Consider the following 25,611-nt stretch of genomic DNA (forward strand, 5'->3'; position numbering starts at 1 on the left):
AATGGATCCTTCGGAAAAAATGAGGGTATGGCTAATCAATTTAGTGGGAGGATATTGTCGCTAATGTATGATGTTTTGATCGATTGACTCGACAGCTCATATCATCGTATTGAAATCAGGATTATTAAATAGACAGGGAGGGCAATTACGCCCTCCCTGTTTTATACTGTAGACTTTCAATTTTGATTAATGAGAATTAGTGATCTGCAAATTCTCATCACCACTATTATTCGTGTCATTACCGGTATAAACGGTATTGAGCAGCACCGGTTGAGGATAGGTTTCTACTGTATACACAATGCGTATACCGTGGCCCTCATTGCCCATAAAAGCTGAGGACTTGATGGTCGTCTTGGCTGCCTGACGCATGATGATGAGGACGCCGTCATTGTCGTCACTCCTGCCATTGGCAAAGCTGGAAACGTCCGTGAGGGTTACAGCGCCGCTGCTGTCCAGTCTGATGCCATCCAATCCTGAAGCCTTGACGTAGGTCTTGGAAAGGCTGATGCCCATAGGCGCAGTCACGTAGATGCCGTCCAAACCGTTGTAACGCGCATCGATACTGCTCAGGGTAGCCATACCGCTGGTTTCAATGTGCAGTCCGTCGGCGCCGCTGTTCCAGAAGTAATTATCGCCGCTGACCATCACCTTGTTTTTTGTGTTGCCGTTATCATTGATGGCATACACACCATTTAGCCCATTACCCTGCGCGTTGATGTTATTGAGCGTGATGTTGCCCTGGCTGACCACCGATAAACCATCCGTGCCATTGTTGTACAGGTTCAGGTTCTTGGCAGTCACAGTTTTCGCAATCAGCGCGCTGCTGTTATCCACATCGATGCCTTTATCACTATTGCTCATGGCAGTGACATAATTCAGGCTGACCGTGCCGTTGGTATTAATCACCAGGCCCTGCCAGCCATTGGCGTTAAAAGTGCTGCGGCTCGTGTCGCTAGACCCATTCACTGTGACCGTGCCATAACCGCTGCTGTTATCCAGCTTTACTCCTTCCGTACCGTTGGAATTAGCTTGAACGTTCAGAAGGCTGATGTTGCCCTGGGTCACCAAGAACAAGCCGGTTAAGGAATTATGGCTCAAGTCGTTGGTATCCTTACCGGAGAAGATCACATTCTTAGCGGTTTGAATATTCAGCCCATCCACGTAATAATAGGTCATGTCACCGAAATTCTCGTTGTTGACGCTCAGGCGGTAGAAACCGCTGTTGTTGCCGGCTTCGGTGACTTCGACATAATAGTAACCGCTCGAAGCAGCCGTCCAGGTGGCGGTCAGGGCATTGGTGCCCGTTCCGCTAACCGAATCGAACGAGACTACGTCCCCATCGCTATTGTAGAGCGCCAGGCTGCCGATGAAATTATTGACATCCAAATTGCTATCGTCGCTGGCATTCAAGCGGAAGGTGTATTCCACGCCTGTTTCCGCGTCGAAACCCCATTGGTCCGCGGAAACATCCGCGTTGTAGTAATCGCTGACCGCTCCCCCATTGCTAATGGAATCATGGGTTTTAAAATTGTCTTTGGCAGTGATCGTGCTCAAGGTCACCTGGCCATTACTATAAATGTTGATACCGGTATCGTTGTTGTTGTTGGAGGATACTTTCTTAAGAGTGACATTTCCAACACCTTGTTGGTTGTTCAGCGTGAAACCAACGAAGTTGTTGCTGCCATTCACATTGGTCAGGCTGATATTGCCATAGGAGTTGACATACATTCCGGTGCCATTCCGATTGCTTACCAAATTGCTCAGGGTTACCGTACCTTTGCCACGGCAGACGTTCAGGGCAGAATCGTATATACAATTTTCCAGAAAGAACCCTTCCCGGGAATTATCCTGCGCTGTCAGGCCGTTCAATACGATATTGCCCAACGTGCTCACAGTCAGTCCGGTCCAACCATTGTTTGCCAGTATATCGCCCGACCCAACGTTTTTATCCAGGATAGTCACAATACCCTTGGCGGATGGATTTTCCAGGCTCAAACCCGAACGGAAGTTGTTGGACGCCGTTGGATTGGTGATCGAAATATTGCCATTGGAAATGATCTTCAAACCATAACTGTCATTTCCGTCAAACGTATTTGACAGATTATTGGACGTGGTGGATACCGTAACATTAGCCTTGGCTGCCGAATTGTCCAACACAGCGCCGCTTCCGGGATAAATAACATGGGTCTGATCAGGGTCGTTAAACATCAACGTATAAATGGTCGTCCCATCGTACTCACCCGAATACTGGACCCAGATGGAATACCAATCGCTGGAGGTCAATGTCAGGGTGATGCGTGTATAGTTGTCGTCATAATTGCCGCTCTCGCTGGCAATCACCTCATATATACTGTTATACAGGGTAACCACAGATTGGAAGTCGTCCACTTTTACAATAATGTCGATTTCATCTCCCGCGTTGCCGTAGAAACCCCAAACCTCCCCGCCGTCTGAACCGATAAAATTATCTTCGATCGTGATCGGCCCTTTCAGCGGACCGCCGATTGTGGGAGAATGATTTTCTTTGGCGCTGGAACCGCTGAAAGTGATGGCCCCAGCGGTCAGGACGTAAACGCCCATGCCGTTGTTCTGGTCGAAAGTGCTGTCCAGGATGCTGACCAACTGGCCTTTGGGTGCCGACAGGTTGGTCAAATAAGCACCATTGCGATCATTACTACTGGCGCTGACCTGGCTGAGTTTTATGGCACCCTGGGTATCCACATACATCCCTTCGTAACCATTTGTGTCGGCATTGGTTTGGCTGATAGCCACCACACCCTTGGAAAGCACCCACAAGCCATATTCATTGTTTCCCTTGATGCTGTTTATCCAATTGGAAGATGTAACGTTGATGTTGACATTGCCACTGCCGCTGCACAGACCTGTCTCGCTATTCATCAGGCAGTTATCCAACGTCACTCCCCGACCAGAATTATTAATAGAGTCAATATTGGTTAGCGTGATTTGCCCTTTGGCAAACACTTTGATGCCGTCCTCACCATTTTCTTCGATGTGATTTGCCATGACACCGCCGCCCGATTTGGGGCTGCTGATGGTGACCAGGGTCGGGTAAGTACTGCCCCAGCCCTCGACCAGAATACCATTTGCTCCGTTGAAACTCGAGGTGATCGAGTTCAGCGTGACCGTTTTGGCAGACGCGATATAAATGCCCTGCGCGGAATTATCCTCAACATGGGCGCCATTGATGGTGACCGCGTTGGATGTCTGCACGTCGATGCCGGAATCGCCATTAGCAATGGCTTCCGCGTTTTTCAAAGACACAATACCCATTCCGTTGATGTAGATGCCGAAATGGCCATTGTTGTTAGCTTCGATATTTTCCAGCGTGACTTTTCCCGTCAATATACCGCCGGGATACACATAGAAGCCATCCCCAGCATAAGTGAAATAGCTCTTATTGCTATTGGTGATGATATTTTTGGCGGTCAGCGCGCTGAAATTACCAATGTCGATCCCGCGTCCATAGTTGGCGCTGGCGGTGACGCCGTTCAGGTTAATGACACCGGTGGTGTTGATGTACAACCCGGTTTGTTTCAGATTGTCAAGACTAATTCCATTGTTATTAAAAGTCGAATTGGTGATGGTCACGGTACTGGTGGCTTTGATGAGTGCGCCAGAGTAATTGCTTTCATTAAAGGATGAATCACTAATGGTGACCGAGCCGCTGTGCGCGGGTGTACCGTCCGCCATACCTACTTCCAGTCCATTCCCGTATGGATTGGAAACATTCATGTCTGTCATGACCAGGTTGCCGGCGCTGTTCTCCACTTCGATGCCGCCGGTGATGGTCAAACCGCTGAATGTGAACCCGCCCTTGTTGCCATCCAATGTGATTTTGCCGATGACCGTAGTGGTTTGTGAACCGCTGCCAATCAAACCATTCAGTTGGCTGAGGTACACACCGCTGATCAGGATATCGCCTTCATCGAAAGTGCCTTCATCGATATACAACTTCTTATCGCTCGGCAGCAAACCGCTTTCAATCTTTTCCAAAGCGGTCGTGATGGGTGTGCTGCTGACCCAGCATGTGCCTCCGCCCACACTGGTGCCTTCGTAGCAATCGGCTTCGTTCGCAACAACGGAGTACCAAGTGGTGCCCACTTTCCAACGCGGGTCGCTGCCCGTTGTGGGTAAGCTGTTATCCGGTGTGACAGTCTCTCCATCCTGATTGACAATTTCCACAACAGGTTCATCCGCAAGCGGCGCGGTCGGGTCAGTGGTTTCGCCGATCTCATCGCCGGTCTCATCGCCAGCCTCATCGCCGGCTTCATTCTCGGCTGCGTCCCCATCCGGCGTCTCGGATTCATCCGCGGGGTCCGGCTCATCCACGTCCGAAGCGGGGTCTTCCGCAGGTTGTGGATCTTCCTCACCCTCATCCGCACTGACTTCTGCGCCCGCAGGATCGTCCACCGCGGGGCTTTCAGCGCCAATTTCATCCGGGGAAGGAGCAGGCTCGTCTACGACCTCTTCCGCGGGAAGTGTTTCCTCGACCGCAGGCGTACTATCCGTCGGAGGATCACTCGGCAAGTCGCTATCCGCGAAGACCACACCACTGAAAAACAGAGTGGCCATCAATACCAGTAAAAAAGCCCACAGGTTTGCCTTGCCTTTCTTTTGCCATTTTGTAATCTTCATTTCAATCTCCTTTGTTGGATTTCCCTTGTTCTTAAATGAAAAATGTTTGTTTAGTGTTATTCGGTAATGGTTTTTTGAAGATTTTCTCCTATTGCAATTTGCCACTGTTTCCGCCCAACCGGCAAGTTGAAATTCCCTAATTACCCGCGAAAACTGAAATGTCTGTGAAAACTACTAATCTCCGCCTAAGCAGGCGGGAAAAGAATTTGTCGATATTTTTAAATTATCAGGAGGTTTGTTTTGATTTTCTCCCTATTCTGAACAAAAGATCATTAAACGATTTCATTATATACATTAATAAAATTAAATCAATTATTTTCTTGTAATGAGACTGTCACAAACTATTAATAACGGTTGGATCCTTGCATTGGGACAAACCAGATAAAAAGTAATCTTCTTTTCGCCTTTTTTCTTCTTATAATAAAGAAAACTTTGAAAGCGAAAATGACCTTCATTAAATGACCAATCCCGATATGAACATCTCATTCGACCTGCGCACCCAGGTCCTGACCGCCTGCCGGCACCTGCTGAGCGAGATCAACCGCGACCCGGCCACGCCCACCTACGGCTGTTTTGACCGGCGCTATTGGGGCTGGAAGCTGGTGGACTTTCCCGAAGCCACCTTCCAGCGCAACCTGTCGGCGTTGGCGTGGCTGCTCCAGCAGCCGGAGGCGCAGGAAATGCAGGCCATGCTGACAAGCACCCTCCAAGCCGGTTTGTTGTACGCCGCGCGCATCCAGCACCACAGCGGTTCCTTCGACCAGGCCTACCCCTACGAAGAGAGCTATGGCGCCGCTGCTTTTCTGGTGCCCGACCTGCTGGATGCCTATCTGGCCGTCAAAGCCGATTGTGACTATGATGCCCAACTGACTATCGAGGCCATGCTGGCGAAAGCGGCTGCCTTCCTTTATCATCACGCCGAACTGCACGGCACCATCTCTAATCATCTGGCCGGTGCGGCGCTGGCGCTGCTGAAGGCCGGAAACTTTCTCAAGCAGCCGGATTACAACGCCAAAAGCCGCGAGATCCTGGATTTCATCCTCAGCAAACAATCCAAAGAAGGTTGGTATGTGGAATATGGCGGGGCCGACCCCGGTTATCAAACCCTGTGCATGTATTACCTGGCGCAGATCTATGCCATTGCGCCTTATGATGAATTGCAGAAATCTCTGTCCGCTTCGCTGGACTTTCTGCAATATTTCGCCCAACCGGACGGCAGTTTCGGCGGAGAATACGGCAGCCGCCGCACCGAGATCTACTACCCGGGCGGCATTGCCCTGCTAAGCGGCGAATTCCCGCTGGCCGCGGCCCTGACCGCGCACATGCTGGATGGCATCGAACAGGGGCGCACCACGCGTCTGGCCGACATGGACATGGGCAACACCGCCCCCCTGCTGAACAACACCATCAAAGCGCTGCCTTACCGGGATATCCGTGCGAAAGTTGGCCTGCCATTTAAAGCGGAGACACTTGCACAAGATTTCCCCGAGGCGGGTATTTTCATCCGCGCGACTGAAAAATATTATTGCGTGGTGGGGGCTTCCACCGGCGGTGTGACCAAGGTCTATGACAAGAAAAAATCTCAGTTAGTGTGGGACGACTGCGGCCTGCTGGGACAAACCGGCCGCGATGCGATCATTTCTACCCAGGCAGCCGCGCCCGACCAGGGCTGGAAAACGGATACGGATAAATTGGAATTGTGGGGCAATTTTCAGCCGATTAAAAGCACTCTGCCCGGCCCGGGCAACTTCCTGGTGCTGCGCCTGATGAACCTGACCGTCATGCGCGTGGGGTTCCTCAACGAGCTGGTCAAGAAAATGATGGTGCGAATGCTGATCAGCGGCGGGAGCAGCCTACCCCTCAAACGCACGCGCCGGCTGGTTTTCACTAAAGACAAGATCAGCATCCACGACCGGGTGGAAAAAACCGGCAGCATGCAGGTGAAAGCGCTGCGCTACGGCGGTAAGTTCTCCGCCATTCACATGGCCTCTTCGCGCTACTTCGCGCCTAACCAGGCCAACACACAGGAGCTGCCGGCGCTGGACGTTCAGGCGCTCAACCGCGATGGGGTTTGCGAATATCAGATAGAGATCAAAATTGGGAGTTAGCGGGCACTAGTAGAATATCCAGCCGAGATTCCTCTCTCGTGCCCTCACGGGGCACTCCGCTCGGAATGACAATGTTAGGGGTATCCAGAAGATGCCGGTCAGTGTCATCCTGAGGGAGCGCTTGCCCTGAGTTCGTCGAAGGGAAGCGACCGTGAGGATCTCGGATGGCATTTCGCCTATTCGAGTCTTCCTATCCTTCCGGCCGAGATTCCTTCCCCTGGGGAATGCTTCGCGATCGCCCTAAAGGGCTCGGAATGACAGTTCAGGGATATCTGTGTTCATCTGTGGTTAATAAAATCGGGCTGAGAACTTCAGCCCGTTTCTTACTTATTTTTTGCTTTTATAAATTCGCAAATACGTAGTGGGGTCACAGGGATCCAACGCGTCGGTATGCTGGTACTCGTCGAAATCATCCGCATTGAGGAAAGTCAGCCATCCACCGATCATTTTAATGTTATTGTTGACGACAAAATCAGCCTCGACGCGCCAGACTTCCACCGATTCCTGATTGTAATAGCCGCTCTTTTCCAACTCCGCGCGATCGCCGCCTACTCGTTTGGAATAGACGCCGTTCAATAGCTGCGGCTGGACGTACACATCCGGGATATAGAGTAACGGCGTGACCACACTGCTGCCGGCCCAATAAACGGTCGAACCGGTCGGGATCAATTCCTGCAGCTGCTTGCCGACTGTCTCATAAGCGGCCAGTACATCCCCGCCGCAGGTGTTCTCCGTGACCATGCTGCCCAACAATGGGCTGGGCATCAGCACGAAACCCAATATAACCAGCGCGATCAGCATAAAATTACCAATATACGCGAACTTCTTCTTTCCCATCCAGCGGTACAGTCCCCATACCAGCAGTAGAAAAACGACCGTAACTCCCAGGCCGAAAGCAACCGACAGATACGGAAGAAGCTGGTTATACGTATAACCGAAGCGGTTCTCAAACAGCTTCCACAGTTCCGTGCTGCCGGAAAGGAGCTTGCCGCCCTTGACGCGCGGAACGGCCAGGCTCATCACCCAGCGCCCGACTGTCTCCAGACTGCCCAGGAAGGCGCCCGGCAGGAACACCAGCACCAGCAGCAGCGCCCACAACGTGTTCACCCTGGATTTCAGTTCGGCCAGGTTGCTAAGCGCGATGACCGCCAGCAGCATGGCAATGGGGATGAAGAATGCCAGGTAGTTGGGGAAGCAGTACACACAGTAATCCTTCCCCAATGAAGCCCAGGCGTGCATCAGGAACATGACAGTGAACAGCACCAGCAGGTAAGCCGCCATACTGCGCTCGTACTTCGATCGCCAGGCTTCTTTGCGCGGCAGGGCCAGCAGGCACAGCAACACCCCGATCAGCGGGATAAAGTAATAACGCACTGCCGTAAAGAACGAAGTGAAGCGTGTCAGCAGGCCAATGTCCGGCGACCAAACCTGCTCGCCTCCGCCTGAAACCGTATAAAGGTTGAAGGTTTTCTTGATAAAGCCGGGCAGCCACACCGCCCATAAACTGAGGATCTTCGGGAAGAAGACTACATGCATCAATAGGAAGGGCAAACCGGCGCTCAACAGTGCTACCCAACCGGCCTTCCTGCCGAACAGAAAATAGGCATACAGCACCACGAAGACCATCATGAAGATCATGTTCTGGCGTGTCAGCGTGGCCAGCGCGCAGAAGAATGCGCCCAGCCCGATCTGCAGTAGACTGCGTTTCTCATCAATCAGGAAATACAGCGCCCAGGTCACCAGGCAGGCCACAATCACCTGCGAAACTGCCTGCACGTAGGTCTTGATCAAGGCCGGATTGAGCGCAAAGAACAGCAGCGCCAGCAATGCCCACCATTTTCCGCGCAGCCGCCGCACCAGCATCCACATGCCCAGCATCATCAACAGTGCGACAAAGATAGCAAAATAACGCCCGGTTTGCAGACTGGGACCAAAAATGGCCTGCGCCAAACCGGGAATGTAATACGCCAGCGGCATGTTGTTGGTCCAAGGGCCGTAATCCTGGAATGGCTGGTAGATGCCTTTGACGTAGTAGTAGCCTTTGATCAGGAAGGAACCTTCATCCACGCGCGAGGGCATCTGATGCGCATAAATAACCGCCTGAACCAGAAAAGCCATTACCACGACCATCAATATCAGAGTGTAGATCCACTGGTTATCCCGGATTTTTTTTAGGATTTCATTCATTATGCAAGTCCTGTAAAGTCAGATCTTCTTTATACATAACCACTTTGAATTCCAGTATACGGAATCAGCGTAATTATACAATCGCCTAATTATAAGCATATGGCACCGATTTTCAGGGCAATCCTCAAGCACCTTGTATGAAAGGCTGGTTCCAATTTCTAAGGACATCCACTTCGATCCCAACGATCTCATATTGCCCAACCATTCCGGAAAAAAGAGGGAAATAGCGATTAGTCGAATCGTTAAGCCCTTCGACCTCATTACCTGTGAGTTATCCAAAATCCGGCAGTATTTCTCCGGGATCCTCCACACGCCAGTCAGGACTGGGTTATTTAAAGTGATATATTAATGAATGCTAAATTCTATTTGTATTATTGGAGTTATTAATGAGCAGGGAGAACGCTAGTATTTCCATTGATGTAGATACGCTCTCATCAATATATAAAGGTCAAGGCTGCACACGGCCCGGGGGATATACCTACGTTGAACTTCAAACCGGCCTTGAAAATCTCGCGAGATTTTTTGAAAAGTGGAATATTAAGACCTCACTTTTTATGGTGGGCAATGATTTCAAACTTCCTAAAAACCGTTCTTACATCCAGGATATTCATAAAGCCGGCCATGAGATTGCCAACCACTCCATGAGCCATCCGCAGGGCTTCAGATGGTTGTCACTTCAGGAAAAAGAAAACGAAATATTAGGCATGGGAGAGATCTGCAAGGAAGTTGTCGGTGAGTATCCGGTTGGATTTCGCTCGCCAGGGTGGAATACGGATGATATGACCATCTCTATTCTAAAAAAAGCCGGATATATCTACGAATCCTCCGTCTTCCCCACATCCATCATGCCCCTGATGAAATTGGTCCATTGGCTCAATATGTCAAAACAAACCAAAACCGACCGAACGACGATGGGCCAGATAAACTATATGTTTGCACCAGTTAAGCCTTATAAAACCAGCCTGCATTCACTTTCAAGCAAGGGAGAAGATGGGTTGATCGAATTTCCGATATCTGTATCCCCGGTTTTAAGAATTCCCTTCTTCGCGACTTTCTTATTGTTTACCGGCGCGAACTTCAGCCAGCTCCTCTACCGGCAGATCCACAAGTGCAAGATGCCGATTCACTTTCAGATGCATCTTTCCGATTTTGTCGATTATGATCTTCCCGAACTTGCCAATCAAATCCCTGTGAGTGGGTCGGGCACTGCCGTACCGCAAGCCCTGCACACACCTTTATCCAAAAAACTCGAACTCTTTGGCCAAATGATCGAATTAATGGTTGCAGATTACGATTTCTCAACACTCAAGCAGTGGGCAAAAAGGATTGATGTTTAAGGGATGATCCCTCGCTTAAAACCTTACCTCGCTCAAGAAGAATTTTCTGCTCTGTTCCATTCACATAGCAGTTCTGTAATGTTGTTCGAGGATCAATTTGCTGAGGTATTTAGCGTCAAGCATGCGCTGACCTTCCCCTATGGGCGGAGCGCCTTATGGGCCTTTTTTAAAGCCATGCAGATCCAGGGGGAAGATATCGTACAGCCTGCCTATACCTGCTCGGTGGTTGCCCACGCAACCGTCCTGAGCGGGAACAATCCGGTCTTTGTCGATAATTCTCTGTCCGATTACAACATGGACTACGCTTTGTTGGCGGAAGCGATCACAGCGCGGACGCGCGTTGTCATTCCCACGCACATCTTTGGTTATCCCATGGATGTCGTCCGGGTAAATGAAATTGTCCGTGAGGCCGAGCAGTGTTATGGACACCGCATTTACGTGATCCAGGACTGCGCACATTCCTTTGAGGCAGAATCCAACGAAGCATCCGTGATAAAAGCCGGCGACGGCGCCCTTTTTGGCCTGGGGATCAGCAAGCAGATCACCTCGATCTTCGGCGGGGTGTTCACCACGGACGACGATGAGATCGCAGGGCGGATGCGAGACTGGCGGGATCGTAATTTCAAAACCGCCGATTGGGGTAGATGCCTTGATCGCGCGCTCTATCTTTTGGCCGTTTATCCCGCTTTCAACGAGACATTCTATGGGCTCGTCTATTGGCTGCAGGAAAAGACGCCGCTATTGAACCGCCTGACCAAGGCCTACCATTTGGACGAGAAGATCCACTTTCCACCCGATTTTCAGATCCAAATGAGCGGAGTCGAGGCCAGCGTCGGCTTGGCGCAGCTAAGCAAGTATTCCGAGATCAAAAAATCACGGCGGGCAATCGCTGAACGATATTTCAACGAACTATCCCTACCTGCATCCTGGATCCTGCCGCCCAAGGTGAATGGGGCAACCTATTCCCATTTCGCAATTCGTGTACCGGACAATAAGGAAGTCATGGATTATGCCGCGCAAAAAGGTGTGCAGCTTGGCCAACTGATCGAATACAGCGTTCCCCATTTATCCGCATACAGCGCCTACAAAGGGAATCGCGAATTTCCCAACAGCCTGTACTGCAGCCAGCACATGATCAACCTGCCGATTCACCCTGGCTTGAAACAAAGCCAAATTGAAAAGATCATCTCTGCCCTTAATGCGTATCGGGTGGAACAATGAAAGCGGTCCACGTTGAGCAGTTGAAACCGGAATGGATCGCGGAGGTCGCTCAAATTCACATGGACGCGCTGCCCAACGACTTTCTGCCGGGTCTGGGCTTCAATTTCCTCAACACGGTTTTCTACCCGGGTGTGCTGAAATCCAACCACGCTAAAACCTTTATCGCTGTCGCGGACAACCAGCCGCTCGGTTTCGTGATCGTCGCCCAAAACAGTGCGCGGTTATTCAGCGAAATTGTCAGAGATAACTTATGGGAATTTGTAAAAATAGGCCTGCTTACTTCCCTATCCTCCTTCGCCCAATTCAGAAAGAATGTCCAAATACTCTTCTCTTCGTTAAAAAAAGACGCAGCAAGTCAATATGGGGAGATCTATGAGATCGCGGTGCGTCCGGACAATCAGGGCCGGGGAATGGGCAAAATGCTGGTGCAAGCATCCCAGGATTACTTGAAACATGAAGGGCTGCCGGGCATATCCATCAAGACACGCCGGGACAACACAGCCTGGATACAGTTTTTCCTACATCAAGGCTGGCAATTGAGCCATGAAGTCAATTTAATCGGCAACCAATACGTCATATTAGTTTCTGCTTTCTAGACTTATTTACAGTTTTATCAGAAAAGGGGCGCAATAAAAAAGACGGTTTTAAACCTCCAAGTCAGTATGATCTCGCCATTTGGAAAACCGCAGATGTATTTCATCTTCCCCTCATGGGAAATATAGAACCTGTTGGGAATCAAACGGGCTTTGAAAGAAAAAGGCAGGTTGTTGATCAGCCTATCCATTATGAACATGTGAATACCTATCCCGAAATTGCCGTGATCGTGTTTGAAGTATTCAGGGTTATAAGGAAGCATTATTTCCCCTTCCCGTTTCTGCCTTCCCACCACCTCAATGGCGTCATATATTTGCATGCAGAGAATTATTTCCTTCCAGCCAGATCAAAATTCCAACTTAAAAACACGAATGCCTTCTTCGGAAGGCATTCATTATGGTCAAGAAAACCGGTTAATCCGCTATTTTCGTGATGATTATTCAGTTTCTTCTTCGGGCCAGGAAACGATCAATTGGTTTTCCTCACCCAAGATCAACACCGCGCGGGCTTCAAATTTTCGCTGTTCCTCTCCGAGGACATACACCTCCACGCCGTCCGGGAAACGGATGGATTCATTCTCGGTTTTGATATAAACCTTCGTATTGGGAACGCCAACCGTGCGGAAGACCAGCCGCCCATAATCCTGATTGCCAAAGTAGGGATCATACTTACGGGGATAAAAACCAGTGCCGGCTTTGAAATAGCGCGGGGAGATTCCAATACCCTTATAAGCCAGGACGTTCTCCTGCATACAGAAATCTTCAAGGTCAGCCTGTAGATACTCCTTTGAACTGCCGACTAAAGCATCCTGAAAGGCATCGCAGACTTCCTCGCGGGTATAGTCCGGGTAAGCGACCGGTAGAAGCATCTCGCGTAAGGGAATGTACGCGCCGGTGATAAAAAACACCAACCCAAAGACAATTACAGTGCTCCACGCAAGCGGCCGCGGTTTTCGCTCGGACGAATATTGGGCTAAAAAATGATCTGCGTCGGATACACCAAGTCCAAACAAGGATGACAGGCCAGTGCGCAGCAGATCGATCAGGCCGAAGGAATAAAAGGCAATGATCAACCAATCCACAGGCTGGATAAAGCGCCAGCCGGATATCCGCACCAAAGCCGAACTTAAGCTGTAAATACAATAGAAGCCTAATACCAGGAGAACGGCCGGCAGGTGTTTCTTCGCCGCCGACCCGATACCCACCGAAATGATGATGAGGTTAATTAGCAGGTTGAAGAAGTTCAGGAAATTGGCGCGGCTGTAAACTTCGCTCCAGAAAGGTTCGTCAATTTGTAAATAGCTGAGAAAATCGATCTGGTTGCCCAAGCGTACCGGGAAAATCAATATCGTGGAAATGACATTGTGCAGGAAGTTATCCGCCATGGACAGGACCAGCGGGCCAAAGTTTTGCGTCAGGACCTGTTTGATGACGCTGATATTGCGGTTCAGGATATCTTCTTCCGTCTCAACTGTAGGGATATCCAGGTCATCTGTGTTTTCATCCAGGAAAAAACTATACAGGGCAGAGGAAGTGGCAGGATCGTCCAACCAATATACCCCGGTTATGGAATGATTGCGCATCAAAACCGGCGAGAGCACCAATACCAGGGCCAGCAGAACCAATCCCAAGGCTTGAAAAAGTTTCTTGTATTGTTTCCAGTAGCGGATCAGCAGCAGCACAACCAGGACCGGTTCAAGCAGCATGGTCTGGATGCGGATCAGGTTCAAACAAGCCACAATCCCCCCAATCAGGAAGGGATACTTATCCACCTTTTCCGCCGGCGTCTTGAACCAGCGGATGGTTAACAGCAGTAAAACAGCGACCAGCAGCGTTGCCGGCGTGTCGGACAGGAGAAGTTTGGAGTTGGACACATTGGCGAAATTGACCGCCCGGATCGAATTCATCTCGCGCAAAATGACGAACAATGCCAGCGTCAACCCGCCCAAACGGCTGTGCATCTCTTTTCCAAGCAGGTACATCACCACAGGGAGCAGCGCCAGCACCAGGGTTTGCAGCAGAATGACCTTGCCATAATCCAAGCCCGCCAGCGCATGCAGGGTGGAAAGGAAAGCAACATACAGCGGTTTGGAAATCACAATATCCTTAATAGCGCCTTTCCAAACCCAGATCGAATTCAGATCGTATTGTTCAGCATCCGAAAACGGATAAATGCTGTAATTGGGCGGCAGCACACGGGGAGCAAAGTAATTATTAAGAGGCAGCGGCAAACTGAGCCATAACCCGGCTGCCAGCGCCCATAAAGCTATGCAGATCAACAGATCGGCGCGCAGCCAACTTGATTTTCCCTCGCGCCCCGGCAAACGCGACCAGCCACCTGCCAGGCACAATATCAAAACGACCAGCCCTGCCATGAACCAAACTTGACCTTCGAGCAGCGGAACATTCAGGGAAATGATGGATACAAACTCAGGCGCAATGCCTAAACCGGTGAGTTCAATGGTCAGCCAAATTACGACAAAAATCGCCAGCGCGATCCAGAAAGTCTTCCCAAATAGCACTTTGAATCTTGGTCCATTCTTATCTTTCCTGCCGCCCAACCATACCAGCGTAATGAATAAGATACACTCCAGTCCGATAACGAAGCTATAAGTGAGCAGCGGTAGAAGACGGATATAGGCATTCAGGTATTTGGTCAAGCCGAAAAAATGGAAGAAGAAAGCGAAGCTCCAACTTACCAGAGCTAATAGAAAACCAGCCAGTATTCCGATCCGGGAGAAGCTTGCCCGCCGGCGTTCATCCATAAGCACAGATTGCCAACCGGGCCGCTTTTTCAACCCCCAGCTGAGCAGCCCCGTTAAAATAATGACGAAAAGTGCCGGGATCAGTAAAGCCAATCGCTGATAGGAATATCCGAAGATACCGGCGCCGCCGGCTTCCTTACGAATCAATAACAGCCATACCATTGCCATGATTCCCTGCAAGATAACCATCAGCAAGAATCTCACGGTCAGTTTAATAAGGCTCAATCCGTCTTTCCTGGTCATAATGTCATATCCCAACAATTCTCCTGCATTTTAACACTCGCACGCCGAAAAACAGGCATTTCATTCTTCCGCATCCGAGAAATCAGCGGATGATACGATCAACTGCGGTGCATCACTCATAATCAGCACAATACGCGCTTCGAATTTCGCATTCTGCGGTCCCACCACGTACACCGGTGTGCCGTCCGGAAAACGAATGCTTTCATCGTCCGTCTTAATATAGACCTTGCTGTTGGGTTCTCCCACGGTACGGAACACTAACCGTCCATAATCCTGAACGCCAAAGAAGGGGTCATTGAAGCGGTTGTAGAAACCGGATTCCGCTTTGAAGAAACGCGGATAGACGCCCGTGCCCTCATAAGCCAGAATATCTTCCCGCTGACAATAATCCACCAGTTCGGTGCTTTGATCTTCCCAGGGGCTGCCCACCAAAGCGGATTGGATGGCCGAACAAACTTCCGCGCGGGTGTAATCCGGGTAATCAGCCGGCAGGAAAGTCTCCCGCAGGTTGATGAAAGCGCCTGAAAGGAAAAATACCAAACCCAAAGTCAATACAGGTTTCCAATTCAATGACGAAGTCTCCAGCAAAGGTTCATAAACCATCAACCGGTCCGTCTCATTAAACCCATTCCAACCCAGTACGCGCGCGCACAGCCAGCGCAGCAAATCGATCAGCCCAAACACAAAGAATGCCATGACCAGCCAATCGACCGGCATAATGTATCGCCAGCCGGACAATCGCACCACGGCTGAGCTGAAACTGTATACGATATAGAACAACAGCATCAACAGCAAAACCGTGCGGTTCTTGCGAGCCACGGACGCCATACCGATGGAAATGACAATCAAATTGAAAAGCACCACCAGCGCGTTCCAGAGGTTGCCCTGGCTGTACATTTCGCTCCAGAATGGATCACGAATTTTCATGAACTCGATGAAGTTGACACCATTGCCCAAGCGCACCGGCAGGATCAGGATGGTCGAGAGCGTATTGTGCATGAAGTTATCCGCTACATGATACGCGTAACCCCAAATATTGCTGCCGATGATGGTCGAGACAACTTCCACATTGGCGTCCATCATCTCATCCGCTGTCCCGGATTCCGGCACAGCCATCTCGACATCACTGCCCCGCAGCAGCCATTCGCCCAGGGCGTAACTGGAGGGATTATCCACCCAATACACATTGATGATATTGTGATTTCGCACCAGTACGGGTGTAAGCACCAGCATCAAAGCCAACAGGAGTAAAGCGCCAACCGCCAGCATCTTTTTGAGCTGCTTCCAATAGCGCAGGATGATCAGGAAAATGAACAACGGTACCAGAATCAGTGATTGAATACGCATCAAGATCAGGCAGCCGATGATCCCGCCCGCCGCGAAGGGCGGCAGGCCCATTTTTTCCCGCGGGGATTTGAACCAGCGGACCATGACCAGGATCAGCACACACACCAGCAGCGTGGCCGGCATATCCGAAAGCAGCAGCTTGGAGTTGGCCACATTGGCCACATTGATGGCCTGGATGGAATTCATTTCGCGCAAGATCACCAACAACGCCAGCATCAAACCGCCCAAGCGGCTGTGCATTTCTTTGCCGATCAGGTAGATCACTGCCGGCAGGATCGCCAGCACCAGCGTCTGCAAGAGAACCACCTTGCCGTAATCCAACCCAACCAGCGCGTGCAGGATGGACAGGAAGACAACATACAGCGGTTTGGAAATGACGGTGTCTTTAATGGAACCCTTCCATACCCATAAAGAATTCATGTCGTATTGTTCGGCATCGGAGAACGGGTATATGTGGTAATTTGGCGGTAGGGTTTCGGGCGCAAAGTAGTTATGCTGCGGCAGGGGCAGGCTCAACCACAAAGCCGCCGCCAGAGCCCACAACGCCAGGCAGGTCAACAGGTCCACATTCCACTTCCGCCCATGTCCGGCCTGCTGGGGAAGGTTCGACCAGCTCCCCGCCAGGCACAGGATCAAAGCGATCAATCCGGCCATGAACCATATTTGCCCTTCCAAAAGGGGCACGCCAAAAGCGATGATGGAAACAAGCTCCGGCGCCTTGCCAATGCCGGTTAAAGCAATGACCAGCCATATGACCAGCAGAAAAGCCAGCACAATCCAGAAAGCCCTGCCGAAGAGCGCTTTAAATCTCGGGCCGTCAAGATTTTTCCTGCCGCTCAGCCAGGTAAAGTTGACAAAGAAAATACATTCCACACCTACCGCAAAAACGTAGACAAAAAACGGCAGCAGGCGCACGTACGCGCCAATATCATCGGTCAGGTCCAGAAAGTGGAAGAAGAACAGGAACAGCCAGGCCCCCAACGCCAACAGGAATCCAAACACAATTCCTGTGCGGGACAGAGCTGCGCGCCGGTGGCTGTCTGTCAATTGGGTCTGCCAGGCAGAACGCCTCTTCAATACCAGACGCAGCAGCCCCGCCACGGCAGCCGCTCCCAAAATCGGGATCAACAGCGCCAAACGGCGGAAGGAGTATCCCAGAAAATCAGCGTTTCCGGGCTCCTTCGGGATCAACAGCAGCCAAATCGCCGCGATTATCCCCTGAAAAAACACAAATGATAAGAATTTCAAAGTGTTTTCAAGTACATCGGTATATTTTTTTTCAGACACGATAGGTCTTCCTTCCTAAAATCAATCGGTTGTGATGAAAGTGATCATCGATAAAATTTATCCGATAAATACCCATCAGAACAATTGCTATGGGCTGGGTGTGTCATCTTTCACAGGCGTTTTCTCCGGCAGAAATAGCAGTCCCAGTAAAAATAATCCTACCAGGAAATTACTATACTGGTAGCGTATGGCAGGAGCGTAGCTGACCAGAAACAGAATGATATCCTGGACAAGAACCGGCATCAGAACCAGCAACGCGCGCGGATCCTTAAACCGGAGTACGATGACCAGCACGAAGAAAATAGACAGGTAAAGATACAACGCGGGCCGCAGATAGACCACCAGAAAATCGTCCCGAAAGCCAAAAACGCGCAGCAGGTCCACATAGGGTTGAACCAACGTTGGGATCTTCGAATCATTTTCCAAATTAGCATCATTTGGCACAACCCAACTGACCTCACCCGGTACCCAGGAATTGAAACCGTGCGCGGACTTCATGTAGCAAACATTGTTCTGGTAGCGCCAGATCTGCTCGCTGGAACATAACATATGCTGAATGTCCACTTGCGGGTCGCGCAGGAACAAGTCCAAGGCCAGTTTGCGATTCTCGGCACTGCTATCCAGAAAACGTTCACGCTCGAAATCATTATCGTACGAAATTGTCCCAACGTAGCAGCAGTAATAATCCCACTCATCGACCGGTAGAAAACCGTTCAGGTATTCTTGTTCATCCGTGCTCAGGGGGGTGCCGGCATTCAGGTGCGCCGCGATGTGGTGCAGCAGGATCAGGTTGGATTGGCCGCTCTTGCTGCGGTCCACCCCCAGCCAATCGTAAACCGGCCCTTTCATAAATAACAGCAATGCCGCACAGAGCAGCAGGCTGAGCACGAGCGATTTCCAATATTTACGGTAAAAGATCGGCAGCAAGCACAGCACCGCGATCGCGACCGGTATACCATTCTGGCGCAAAATGGCCACCAGAAAGCCCGAAAGCGCCAACCAGAACCAGCCCAATCCTTTCAACCAGGTTCCCTGACTGAAATAGATGTTGAGGATGATGACGGTCATCCAGAAAATCGCGAGCGCATAGGGAATGTCACGCCACAGCGTGATCGCATAGATGTTATTGATTGGTAATAGCGCGAACGCCAGGCTGATCAGCCAAAGAACGAATTTAGATACACCGCGACGCTCCAGCGACTTCAAGCCCCAGGCAACCAGGAAAGCCATCAGCAAGATCTGCAATATCGCGATGAAAGCCGGGGAATAGCAAACCTTCATCAGAACCGCCAAGGTCAACGCGTAAAACGCGGACTGCCAATCCGAATATTCGCCAACCAGATTCTGGCTCCACAACGTCACCGAATCGCTGCTCATAATCGCCGGCCAGAAGACAAGCAGGGAAAAGCCCCACATGAGGACCATCGGCAGCATATAGAACAGCCAAGTATATCTACCATGCAATCGGCCGGCTTTCATGCGCGGCTGCCAGGTACCCAGGAGAACCAGCAGTGCGTAGAAAACAAAACCGACGGTGAAGATAAATGAAAGGATGAAAGGGAGTTTATACCAGATCGGTATGTCCAATGCTGTTTTGATGATGATTTCGGGAACTTTGGGGTTATTCAGGTTGTATTCGACTTCCTGACCATTCCAGGCGACATAAACCGGTTGGTCATAAAGCGTCATACGGAAGGCGATCTCGGGTTCTGGCCCGACCTTGCCGTGCCACGTGATCTCTACGTTCTGGTTTGGCGCGAAGAGCACATTTTTTTGAACACGTTCCCACTGGCCGACATAGTTCATATTCTCGTAATAAACATAGCCCTGCCCTGTTTCCACCCAGAGCAGGCGGACGCTTTCCTGACCTTCGGGGATATCCCCAATTGGAATGCGAATGCGGAGCTGTGTATCCGGTAATAAGTAGTACATCGGTTGGATCTCCACGTTGGCAAGCGTGACCAGCGTTAAAAGCAAAGTGGCTGCCAGGAGCAAGATCCGCAACCCGCGTGAAAATGAAAGAAATCTCGCGCGCAGGATGTGCTGTTGCAGCCAACTAATCAAAACTGCGGTAAAGATCGAAATTAAAAGCGCGTATAAAAAATAGGTTTTACTGAAAAAATGGCGCTGCAAGGTTCCCAGGTAGACTACCGAACCGGTGCAGACTCCGATCACCAGACTTAAAAAGGTCGTCTTTGTCTTGGGAAATATCTTTGCGAATAGCTCTCGTACAAATTCCATGACTTAGGATTTTATCTCAAGATAAATACCTTCGTTAACTTTTTGGGATTTCGACCCAACCAAAAAGTTATTTTGATCTACCTGATCTGACAATACCGATAATGCGGTAGACTTCCCGCTTGATAGAGTCGTTCTTAAGCAGATAGATGTAGAAATAAGCCAGGGCGCAAACAACCGAGACCAGCAACAGCACCACATAGTCCAACGGCAGGCCGGTCGATCCGATGGTCACATGCGGCACCGGATTCCATAATTTGAAAGCCAGAATGATCAGCAAGAAGGGTAAGCTGGTTGTAAATCCGCGGAGCAGATAATTAAAGGTTTGTTTGGCTTTCACACCCGTCAGGCCTGTAATCCAAAACAGCATGGCCGCGTACACCACGATGCCGCTGAGCGTGAACAGCCACAGAGCCAGCCAAACATCCCCGCGCATACCGCCGTAAACCAGGGAGCCTACGCGCGTGATCAGATTGATGATCTGGTAAAGCAAGAATTTTTCGTATTTTCCATAGACGTTAGGAATGTAACTCAAGGGGGTGGTCATAAATACTAAAAAGACCCATAAGCTGAGAATTTGCGAATACGAACCGGCATCCGCCCAACTGTTGCCAAATACAACCACAAACAGCTCCCTGCCAATAATTGCAATCAACATCATGGGAAAGAAGCTGATTAAACTGAGGTACTTCAACGTACCTTCCATGATGGGTTTATTGCCACCCTCGTGATAAGCTTTGGCGCTGCGCTGGTAAAAGACCTGCCCAATCGAGTTGCCGAAGATTGATACCGGCAGTCGGATGGCGTTATTCCCCATGGCGTAATACCCGGCAACCGTGGTGGAGAAATACGCCGACAATAGAATGCTGGGGATGTACAAAGCAGCATTATTAATCAGGTTGCTCCATAAATTGAATAGTGGGAGCTTTTTGTACTCAACGATACCCTGTTTGATAATCTTCCAGTCAAAGCTGTCGCGAATGAACTTCAGGTCTTCGCGAAAGACCATATAGCCAAATGCCAGGGTAGCAAAAACCTGCCCAATCACCTGCATGATGATCATTAACGTACCGCTGGTGAATCCGGCAAAACCGAATCCGGCCGTCAACCCATCGCCCAACACTTCGCTGCCCACCTGGGCAATGGACACGCGCATATATTTCCGTTCGCGTGAGTTCCACTGTTTCAATGCTTCGAAAATACCCAGGGCGGCCACTGAAAGCGGAATGAACCACAGAAAGTCTGCCAGTTCAGGCGAATTCAACAGGTTGGATACCTGCACGCGGTATAAATCCACCAGGATAAACAGGCTGCTGGAAGTAAGTACATTCAGCGACAGGGAAAGCACCAGCATATTGGCCGCGAATTTATCTTCTTTGGGAAGCACTACCGCGCGGTCATAACGCAGTGAGGATATCAAACCCAGCGGTTTGGCAATGGAAAGGTAATTTTGCAGAATGCCAAAATATTCCGGCAGGAACAGCCGGCTCAAGACCGGAGAGATGAGCATGCGGAAGACTTGCACAAAACCGCTGCCGGTCACCAGTTTCAGCGTATCTGAGAAGAACTTGGTATCTTTCTTTTCCAGGTTCTGTTTTTCAACTTTGTCGAGGTCTTCGGAATTAGGTGAATTAGGATTCATAGAGGTTTTTGTTTTACCTGAAAATCACATGGATTTAGTGAAAGAATTCTATCATCTAATCCAGCGCGAGAAATTCGCTTCCATTTCCCGCGTTCAATAATCAGAATTGCACCCGGAGATGATAGTGTTAGTCTATCTTCTTTAATTGAATTTGGTAAAAATAACCGGATTGGGAGAATTTAATACCCTCAAGCGCGTCAAAATCTTTCTCGTCGAGGTGCATAACATCAATTATGCAATCTCCATAATACGCACGGAAAAGCATGCTCTCATCCGCTGCGATCTCCTCACTGGGAATGAGCTCATTGTTGGTGTACCCATTGAAATTCAAAGCTTGATGCCAGGACCGGATAATACGCGCGGTTGTGTCCGCAGGAATCTCCAGGGTAACTTTGGCCGTAGCGGGGTCTTCCACCGCACAGTTATCAAAAGTTTCCATCAGGTTGTAGATTTGTGTATTGAGCAGTTGGCGCGGCGTCAATTGTCGCTGGTGGACCAGCACGCTGCCGTAGATGTTAAAGCCCAACAGGAGCAGCGCAAACAAACCGATCTGTAGCGTCCTTTTCTTTCCGAGCATTAACACACAAGCCAGCGTAATAACCAAAGCCAGGATGGGATATCCAATCTTCATGGACAGCACCAGGCTGCCGTAAGGGGAATTGACCGAAGACGCCAGCGGATAGTCCAGGTAAATAAACCCTTCTCTCAAGACTGCGTAGGCAAAAATGGTTATGCCGGCTGACAAGACTATCAGTACCAGGGCGAATAAAAGCGATTTCCTGGTTTTGAACGTTTTCCCAAAAAAGCTGAAAGCTGTAATGAGAAACAATGGGCCAAAATACATGATATAGCGGCCCTGGATTTTCACCGGGTCGGGGTAGTTATAAGCTGCCCGCCAGGAATGGCGCACACAAGCCAGCAGGAAAAAGAAGACAATCAAAGCCAGGGAAATCCACCAGCGGTTCTCGTCCGATTGCCAATCCTTTAGTTTAAATCTCGTAAACGAAGCCAGCATCAAGCCCAGATACGGCGCCGCGATCAGGATAGTATAGGAAAAGTAGAAGATAGCCCACATCAAGAGCCGGCGCTTGCCTAACTGGGCCGGGTCGGGATGGTCGGCCACCGAAAAACCCAGCATGGTCTTCAGTGATACTCCCTCGCGTACCCCCGCGATTTGCCAAACAGCCAGGATAAGCAGCATGGGTGCTAAAACCATCAACAGGTGAGCGAATTTCTTCCATGAAAAGAGCAGCGGAAGTTTTTCCTCCGCGAAAGGCTTCAACCACCAGACCAAAAGAAAAGCCGGGATAAGCACCAGGCCAATGAAGCGTGTTGCATACAGCAAAGCCAGCAGTACGCCAAACAGGACATTCTCCAAGATATGGGCCTTGTGGTTGACCGGGAATAAATGAGTAAATGCCAACAGCACCAGCCACATGAAGATGGGATAGAAGACGTTCTCGCTGATCAACGTACGCGCGATCACCACCTGGATCGGCCCGCACAGGAGCACGAAAACCGCCAACAGGCTGGTCCGCCTGTCCAGGAATTTCCTCAGGAGCAGAAACGCCGGGAAGATAGCGCTGGTCAAATAGAGGGCATTCAGCCAACGAGCCGCCGCGTAGCGCGCAAAAGGAGAAAAGAGGTAAAAAGCCGGCAGCAGGGAAATGGAGTAGAACGGCGGGTAATCGGCATCCGCCGCGAAGGAGAAACTTCCTTCATAAAAAGCGCGCGCAATATCCCAGTAGCGCACTTCATCGTTGAAGTGCATGGGGCCATGAACGTTGGCGTCCACCACAAAGACCGTGAATAGCACCCCCAGGACGTAGATGCATACCAGCGCGATCGCCGCTCCTCTTTTCGTATTCAGGAATTTCAGCACTTTCCCCGGGAAATTTTGCATAAGTGAAACGACCTTTCCTCCGGCTAATAGCTTGATTGAGATTTTACCAAACAAAGCATCAAGCCGTATCTGCAATTGGTGCCCCGTCCTGGTACATTCCCTATACAAAGATTGGCCGGCAACAACCCCGGATAAAATTTCTTGCATTTTATTTTTGGGAACTCTATAATGATTCACATAACCAAGGCTTAAGCCTCGTACATCAGTTCAAACACTTTACAGGAATGAATAAATGGGATTAACGAAGAATATTGCCTACACCTGCACGCGCCGGCCATGCGAAGCCGGACACGCAGACGAGCAAGCATTTAAATGGATCCATAATGACTTGACTGAGCAAATCTTTACTTTCCAGGAGTTGGATACGGCTTCCAACCGCATGGCAAATGTGCTCCAACGCCTGGGTATAAACAAAGGCCAATGCGTCAGCATCTACCTGCCCAAATCGGTAGAATTGCTCAACAGTTTCTTCGGCATTCTTAAAAATGAAGCGATCTCCTGTATTCTTTTTTCCACCTTCGGCGAGAGCGCTCTCTACGATCGGCTTTCTGACAGCCGGACCCGTATTCTGATCACGCGCAAGAGCCTGCTGAAAAAGGTACAGAAGATCGAAGGCGAATTGAACGAACTGCAAGCTATCCTGGTCACAGATTTGGAAACGCACCAGGATGACTACATCCTCAGCTTGCCGCAATTGCTGGCAGATGTACCGGACAGCTTTGCATTCTCTGCGGAGATCGAGCCCGAAACACCTGCGTTCATCCAATACACCTCCGGCTCCACCGGTAAACCCAAAGGCGCGCTGCACGTGCACGGCGGCCTGGACACCATGCTGGCTTCATTTAAGGAAGTATTCGAAATACAACCGGATGAGTGCTTCTGGTGTACCGCCGATCCGGCCTGGATCACCGGTCTGGTATACGGCGTGATCTCGCCGTTGGCACTGCTGACTAACCAAATCCAATTCGGCGGGAATTTTAGCGCCGAATCCTGGCTGGAAATCCTGCAGCGCGAACAAGTCAACGTATGGTACACCGCCCCCACCGCTCTGCGCATGCTGATGCAGGAAGAAGCTGGATTGTTCAAGCAGTACGATTATTCCGCCCTCAACCGCATGTACAGCGTGGGCGAACCGCTCAACCCGGAAGTATATTATTGGGGCAAGAAAGTCTTCGGCTGCGAGGTGTACGACAACTGGTTCCAGTCGGAAACCGGCAGCATCATGATCACCAACAAACCCGGCCGCGCGGTCAAACCCGGCTCGATGGGCCAACCGCTCAGCTATATTCAGGCCATGATCCTGGACGACGACATGCATCCCCTTCCTGTGCGCCAGCAGGGCAACCTGTGCCTGAAAAAAGGCTGGGGCTCCATGTTCCGTACTTATATCAATAAGGAAGATCTCTATCAGGAAAAATTCAACGGCGATATTTATATCTCCGGCGATCTGGCGTATCGGGACGAGGAAGGCTATTTCTGGTACGTTAGCCGCGCCGACGACGTAATCAACACCGCCGGGCATCTGGTCGGGCCTTTCGAGGTCGAGAGCGCCCTGCTGGAAATCGAGGAGATCGTGGACGTGGCCGTCATCGGCGTGCCCGACCCCATCCTGCACGAGAAGATCATCGCATTCCTGTGCCTCAGAAAAGATTGCGAATGGTCGCGCGCGCTGGAGCTGAAATGCCGTGTAAACATCTCCAACAAGGTCTCCACCACCGCAACTCCCCAGGAATATCACCTGGTCGATAGCATTCCCAAGAACAAAAGCGGTAAAATTCTGCGGCGGGTATTGAAAGCCCGCTATGAGGGCAAAGACCCCGGCGACCTGTCCACTATGGAGGAAAAATGAACGTAACCGAAGAGTTGACCGCGGTTTTCCGCGAAGTGTTTGATGATGACAGTATTCAGCTTACCCCTGAATTGACCGCCGATGACGTGGAGGGTTGGGATTCGCTTTCACACGTCAACCTGATTATCGCGGTGGAAATGAAATTCGGGATTGAATTTACCCAAAAAGAAATCCGTTCGTTTGCCAACGTGGGCGAGCTGATCGCCTGCATTGAAAGCAAACTGAACGCATAACA

13 protein-coding genes are annotated in these 25,611 nt (G+C 50.4%); 6 read left to right on the forward strand and 7 right to left on the reverse strand.

The annotated features are described in order from the left end of the window. Positions 1–186: 186 nt before the first annotated feature. Positions 187–4,656 carry a right-handed parallel beta-helix repeat-containing protein gene (locus tag Pelsub_RS13920; RefSeq protein WP_116225645.1) on the reverse strand — a complete coding sequence of 1,490 codons (4,470 nt, stop codon included), beginning with the start codon at positions 4,654–4,656 and terminating at the stop codon, positions 187–189. 458 nt (positions 4,657–5,114) lie between these two features. On the opposite strand from Pelsub_RS13920, the gene Pelsub_RS13925 reads away from it, so the two are divergent. Next, positions 5,115–6,764, forward strand: coding sequence for a hypothetical protein (locus Pelsub_RS13925; protein WP_116225646.1), 1,650 nt, complete (start codon positions 5,115–5,117; stop codon positions 6,762–6,764). Positions 6,765–7,091: 327 nt separating this feature from the next. Here the strand turns inward: Pelsub_RS13925 and Pelsub_RS13930 are convergent, their stop codons facing one another. Then, positions 7,092–8,951: an ArnT family glycosyltransferase gene (locus Pelsub_RS13930; protein ID WP_116225647.1), complete on the reverse strand. Its 1,860-nt coding sequence runs from the start codon at positions 8,949–8,951 to the stop codon at positions 7,092–7,094. 386 nt (positions 8,952–9,337) lie between these two features. On the opposite strand from Pelsub_RS13930, the gene Pelsub_RS13935 reads away from it, so the two are divergent. From Pelsub_RS13935 to Pelsub_RS13945, 3 genes are all read left to right on the forward strand, one after another. Continuing rightward, on the forward strand, positions 9,338–10,288 hold the full coding sequence (locus Pelsub_RS13935; protein WP_116225648.1) for a polysaccharide deacetylase family protein: 951 nt from the start codon (positions 9,338–9,340) through the stop codon (positions 10,286–10,288). A gap of 78 nt (positions 10,289–10,366) precedes the next feature. Further along, on the forward strand, positions 10,367–11,509 hold the full coding sequence (locus tag Pelsub_RS13940; RefSeq protein ID WP_158675130.1) for a DegT/DnrJ/EryC1/StrS family aminotransferase: 1,143 nt from the start codon (positions 10,367–10,369) through the stop codon (positions 11,507–11,509). Next, a complete protein-coding gene (locus Pelsub_RS13945; RefSeq protein WP_116225650.1) occupies positions 11,506–12,105 on the forward strand; it encodes a GNAT family N-acetyltransferase in 600 nt (199 codons plus the stop codon). Before Pelsub_RS13940 ends, Pelsub_RS13945 begins: the two co-directional genes overlap by 4 nt. 434 nt (positions 12,106–12,539) lie before the next feature. Here the strand turns inward: Pelsub_RS13945 and Pelsub_RS13950 are convergent, their stop codons facing one another. From Pelsub_RS13950 to Pelsub_RS13970, 5 genes are all read right to left on the reverse strand, one after another. Next, positions 12,540–15,110, reverse strand: a complete 2,571-nt coding sequence (locus Pelsub_RS13950) for a hypothetical protein (RefSeq protein WP_126440553.1) — start codon at positions 15,108–15,110, stop codon at positions 12,540–12,542. Between the two features lie 60 nt (positions 15,111–15,170). Further along, a complete protein-coding gene (locus Pelsub_RS13955) occupies positions 15,171–17,744 on the reverse strand; it encodes a hypothetical protein (protein ID WP_116225653.1) in 2,574 nt (857 codons plus the stop codon). A gap of 87 nt (positions 17,745–17,831) precedes the next feature. Continuing rightward, positions 17,832–19,985, reverse strand: a complete 2,154-nt coding sequence (locus Pelsub_RS13960) for a DUF6020 family protein (protein WP_116225654.1) — start codon at positions 19,983–19,985, stop codon at positions 17,832–17,834. A gap of 67 nt (positions 19,986–20,052) precedes the next feature. Then, a complete protein-coding gene (locus tag Pelsub_RS13965; RefSeq protein WP_116225655.1) occupies positions 20,053–21,624 on the reverse strand; it encodes a lipopolysaccharide biosynthesis protein in 1,572 nt (523 codons plus the stop codon). A gap of 127 nt (positions 21,625–21,751) precedes the next feature. Next, positions 21,752–23,527: an ArnT family glycosyltransferase gene (locus Pelsub_RS13970; RefSeq protein ID WP_116225656.1), complete on the reverse strand. Its 1,776-nt coding sequence runs from the start codon at positions 23,525–23,527 to the stop codon at positions 21,752–21,754. A gap of 232 nt (positions 23,528–23,759) precedes the next feature. Between Pelsub_RS13970 and Pelsub_RS13975 the strand changes: the two genes are divergently transcribed. Then, a complete protein-coding gene (locus tag Pelsub_RS13975; protein ID WP_116225657.1) occupies positions 23,760–25,376 on the forward strand; it encodes an AMP-binding protein in 1,617 nt (538 codons plus the stop codon). Continuing rightward, positions 25,373–25,609, forward strand: coding sequence for an acyl carrier protein (locus tag Pelsub_RS13980; RefSeq protein WP_116225658.1), 237 nt, complete (start codon positions 25,373–25,375; stop codon positions 25,607–25,609). Before Pelsub_RS13975 ends, Pelsub_RS13980 begins: the two co-directional genes overlap by 4 nt. Positions 25,610–25,611 lie beyond the last annotated feature (2 nt).

Source organism: Pelolinea submarina (assembly GCF_003966975.1).
Lineage (GTDB): Bacteria > Chloroflexota > Anaerolineae > Anaerolineales > Anaerolineaceae > Pelolinea > Pelolinea submarina.

Bases quoted from the DNA above. Each gene is read 5' to 3' on its own strand.
- Pelsub_RS13920 (WP_116225645.1), bottom strand. From the start codon at position 4,656: ATGAAGATTACAAAATGGCAAAAGAAAGGCAAGGCAAACCTGTGGGCT.
- Pelsub_RS13925 (WP_116225646.1), top strand. From the start codon at position 5,115: ATGACCAATCCCGATATGAACATCTCATTCGACCTGCGCACCCAGGTC.
- Pelsub_RS13930 (WP_116225647.1), bottom strand. From the start codon at position 8,951: ATGAATGAAATCCTAAAAAAAATCCGGGATAACCAGTGGATCTACACT.
- Pelsub_RS13935 (WP_116225648.1), top strand. From the start codon at position 9,338: ATGAGCAGGGAGAACGCTAGTATTTCCATTGATGTAGATACGCTCTCA.
- Pelsub_RS13940 (WP_158675130.1), top strand. From the start codon at position 10,367: ATGTTGTTCGAGGATCAATTTGCTGAGGTATTTAGCGTCAAGCATGCG.
- Pelsub_RS13945 (WP_116225650.1), top strand. From the start codon at position 11,506: ATGAAAGCGGTCCACGTTGAGCAGTTGAAACCGGAATGGATCGCGGAG.
- Pelsub_RS13950 (WP_126440553.1), bottom strand. From the start codon at position 15,110: ATGACCAGGAAAGACGGATTGAGCCTTATTAAACTGACCGTGAGATTC.
- Pelsub_RS13960 (WP_116225654.1), bottom strand. From the start codon at position 19,985: ATGGAATTTGTACGAGAGCTATTCGCAAAGATATTTCCCAAGACAAAG.
- Pelsub_RS13965 (WP_116225655.1), bottom strand. From the start codon at position 21,624: ATGAATCCTAATTCACCTAATTCCGAAGACCTCGACAAAGTTGAAAAA.
- Pelsub_RS13970 (WP_116225656.1), bottom strand. From the start codon at position 23,527: ATGCAAAATTTCCCGGGGAAAGTGCTGAAATTCCTGAATACGAAAAGA.
- Pelsub_RS13975 (WP_116225657.1), top strand. From the start codon at position 23,760: ATGGGATTAACGAAGAATATTGCCTACACCTGCACGCGCCGGCCATGC.
- Pelsub_RS13980 (WP_116225658.1), top strand. From the start codon at position 25,373: ATGAACGTAACCGAAGAGTTGACCGCGGTTTTCCGCGAAGTGTTTGAT.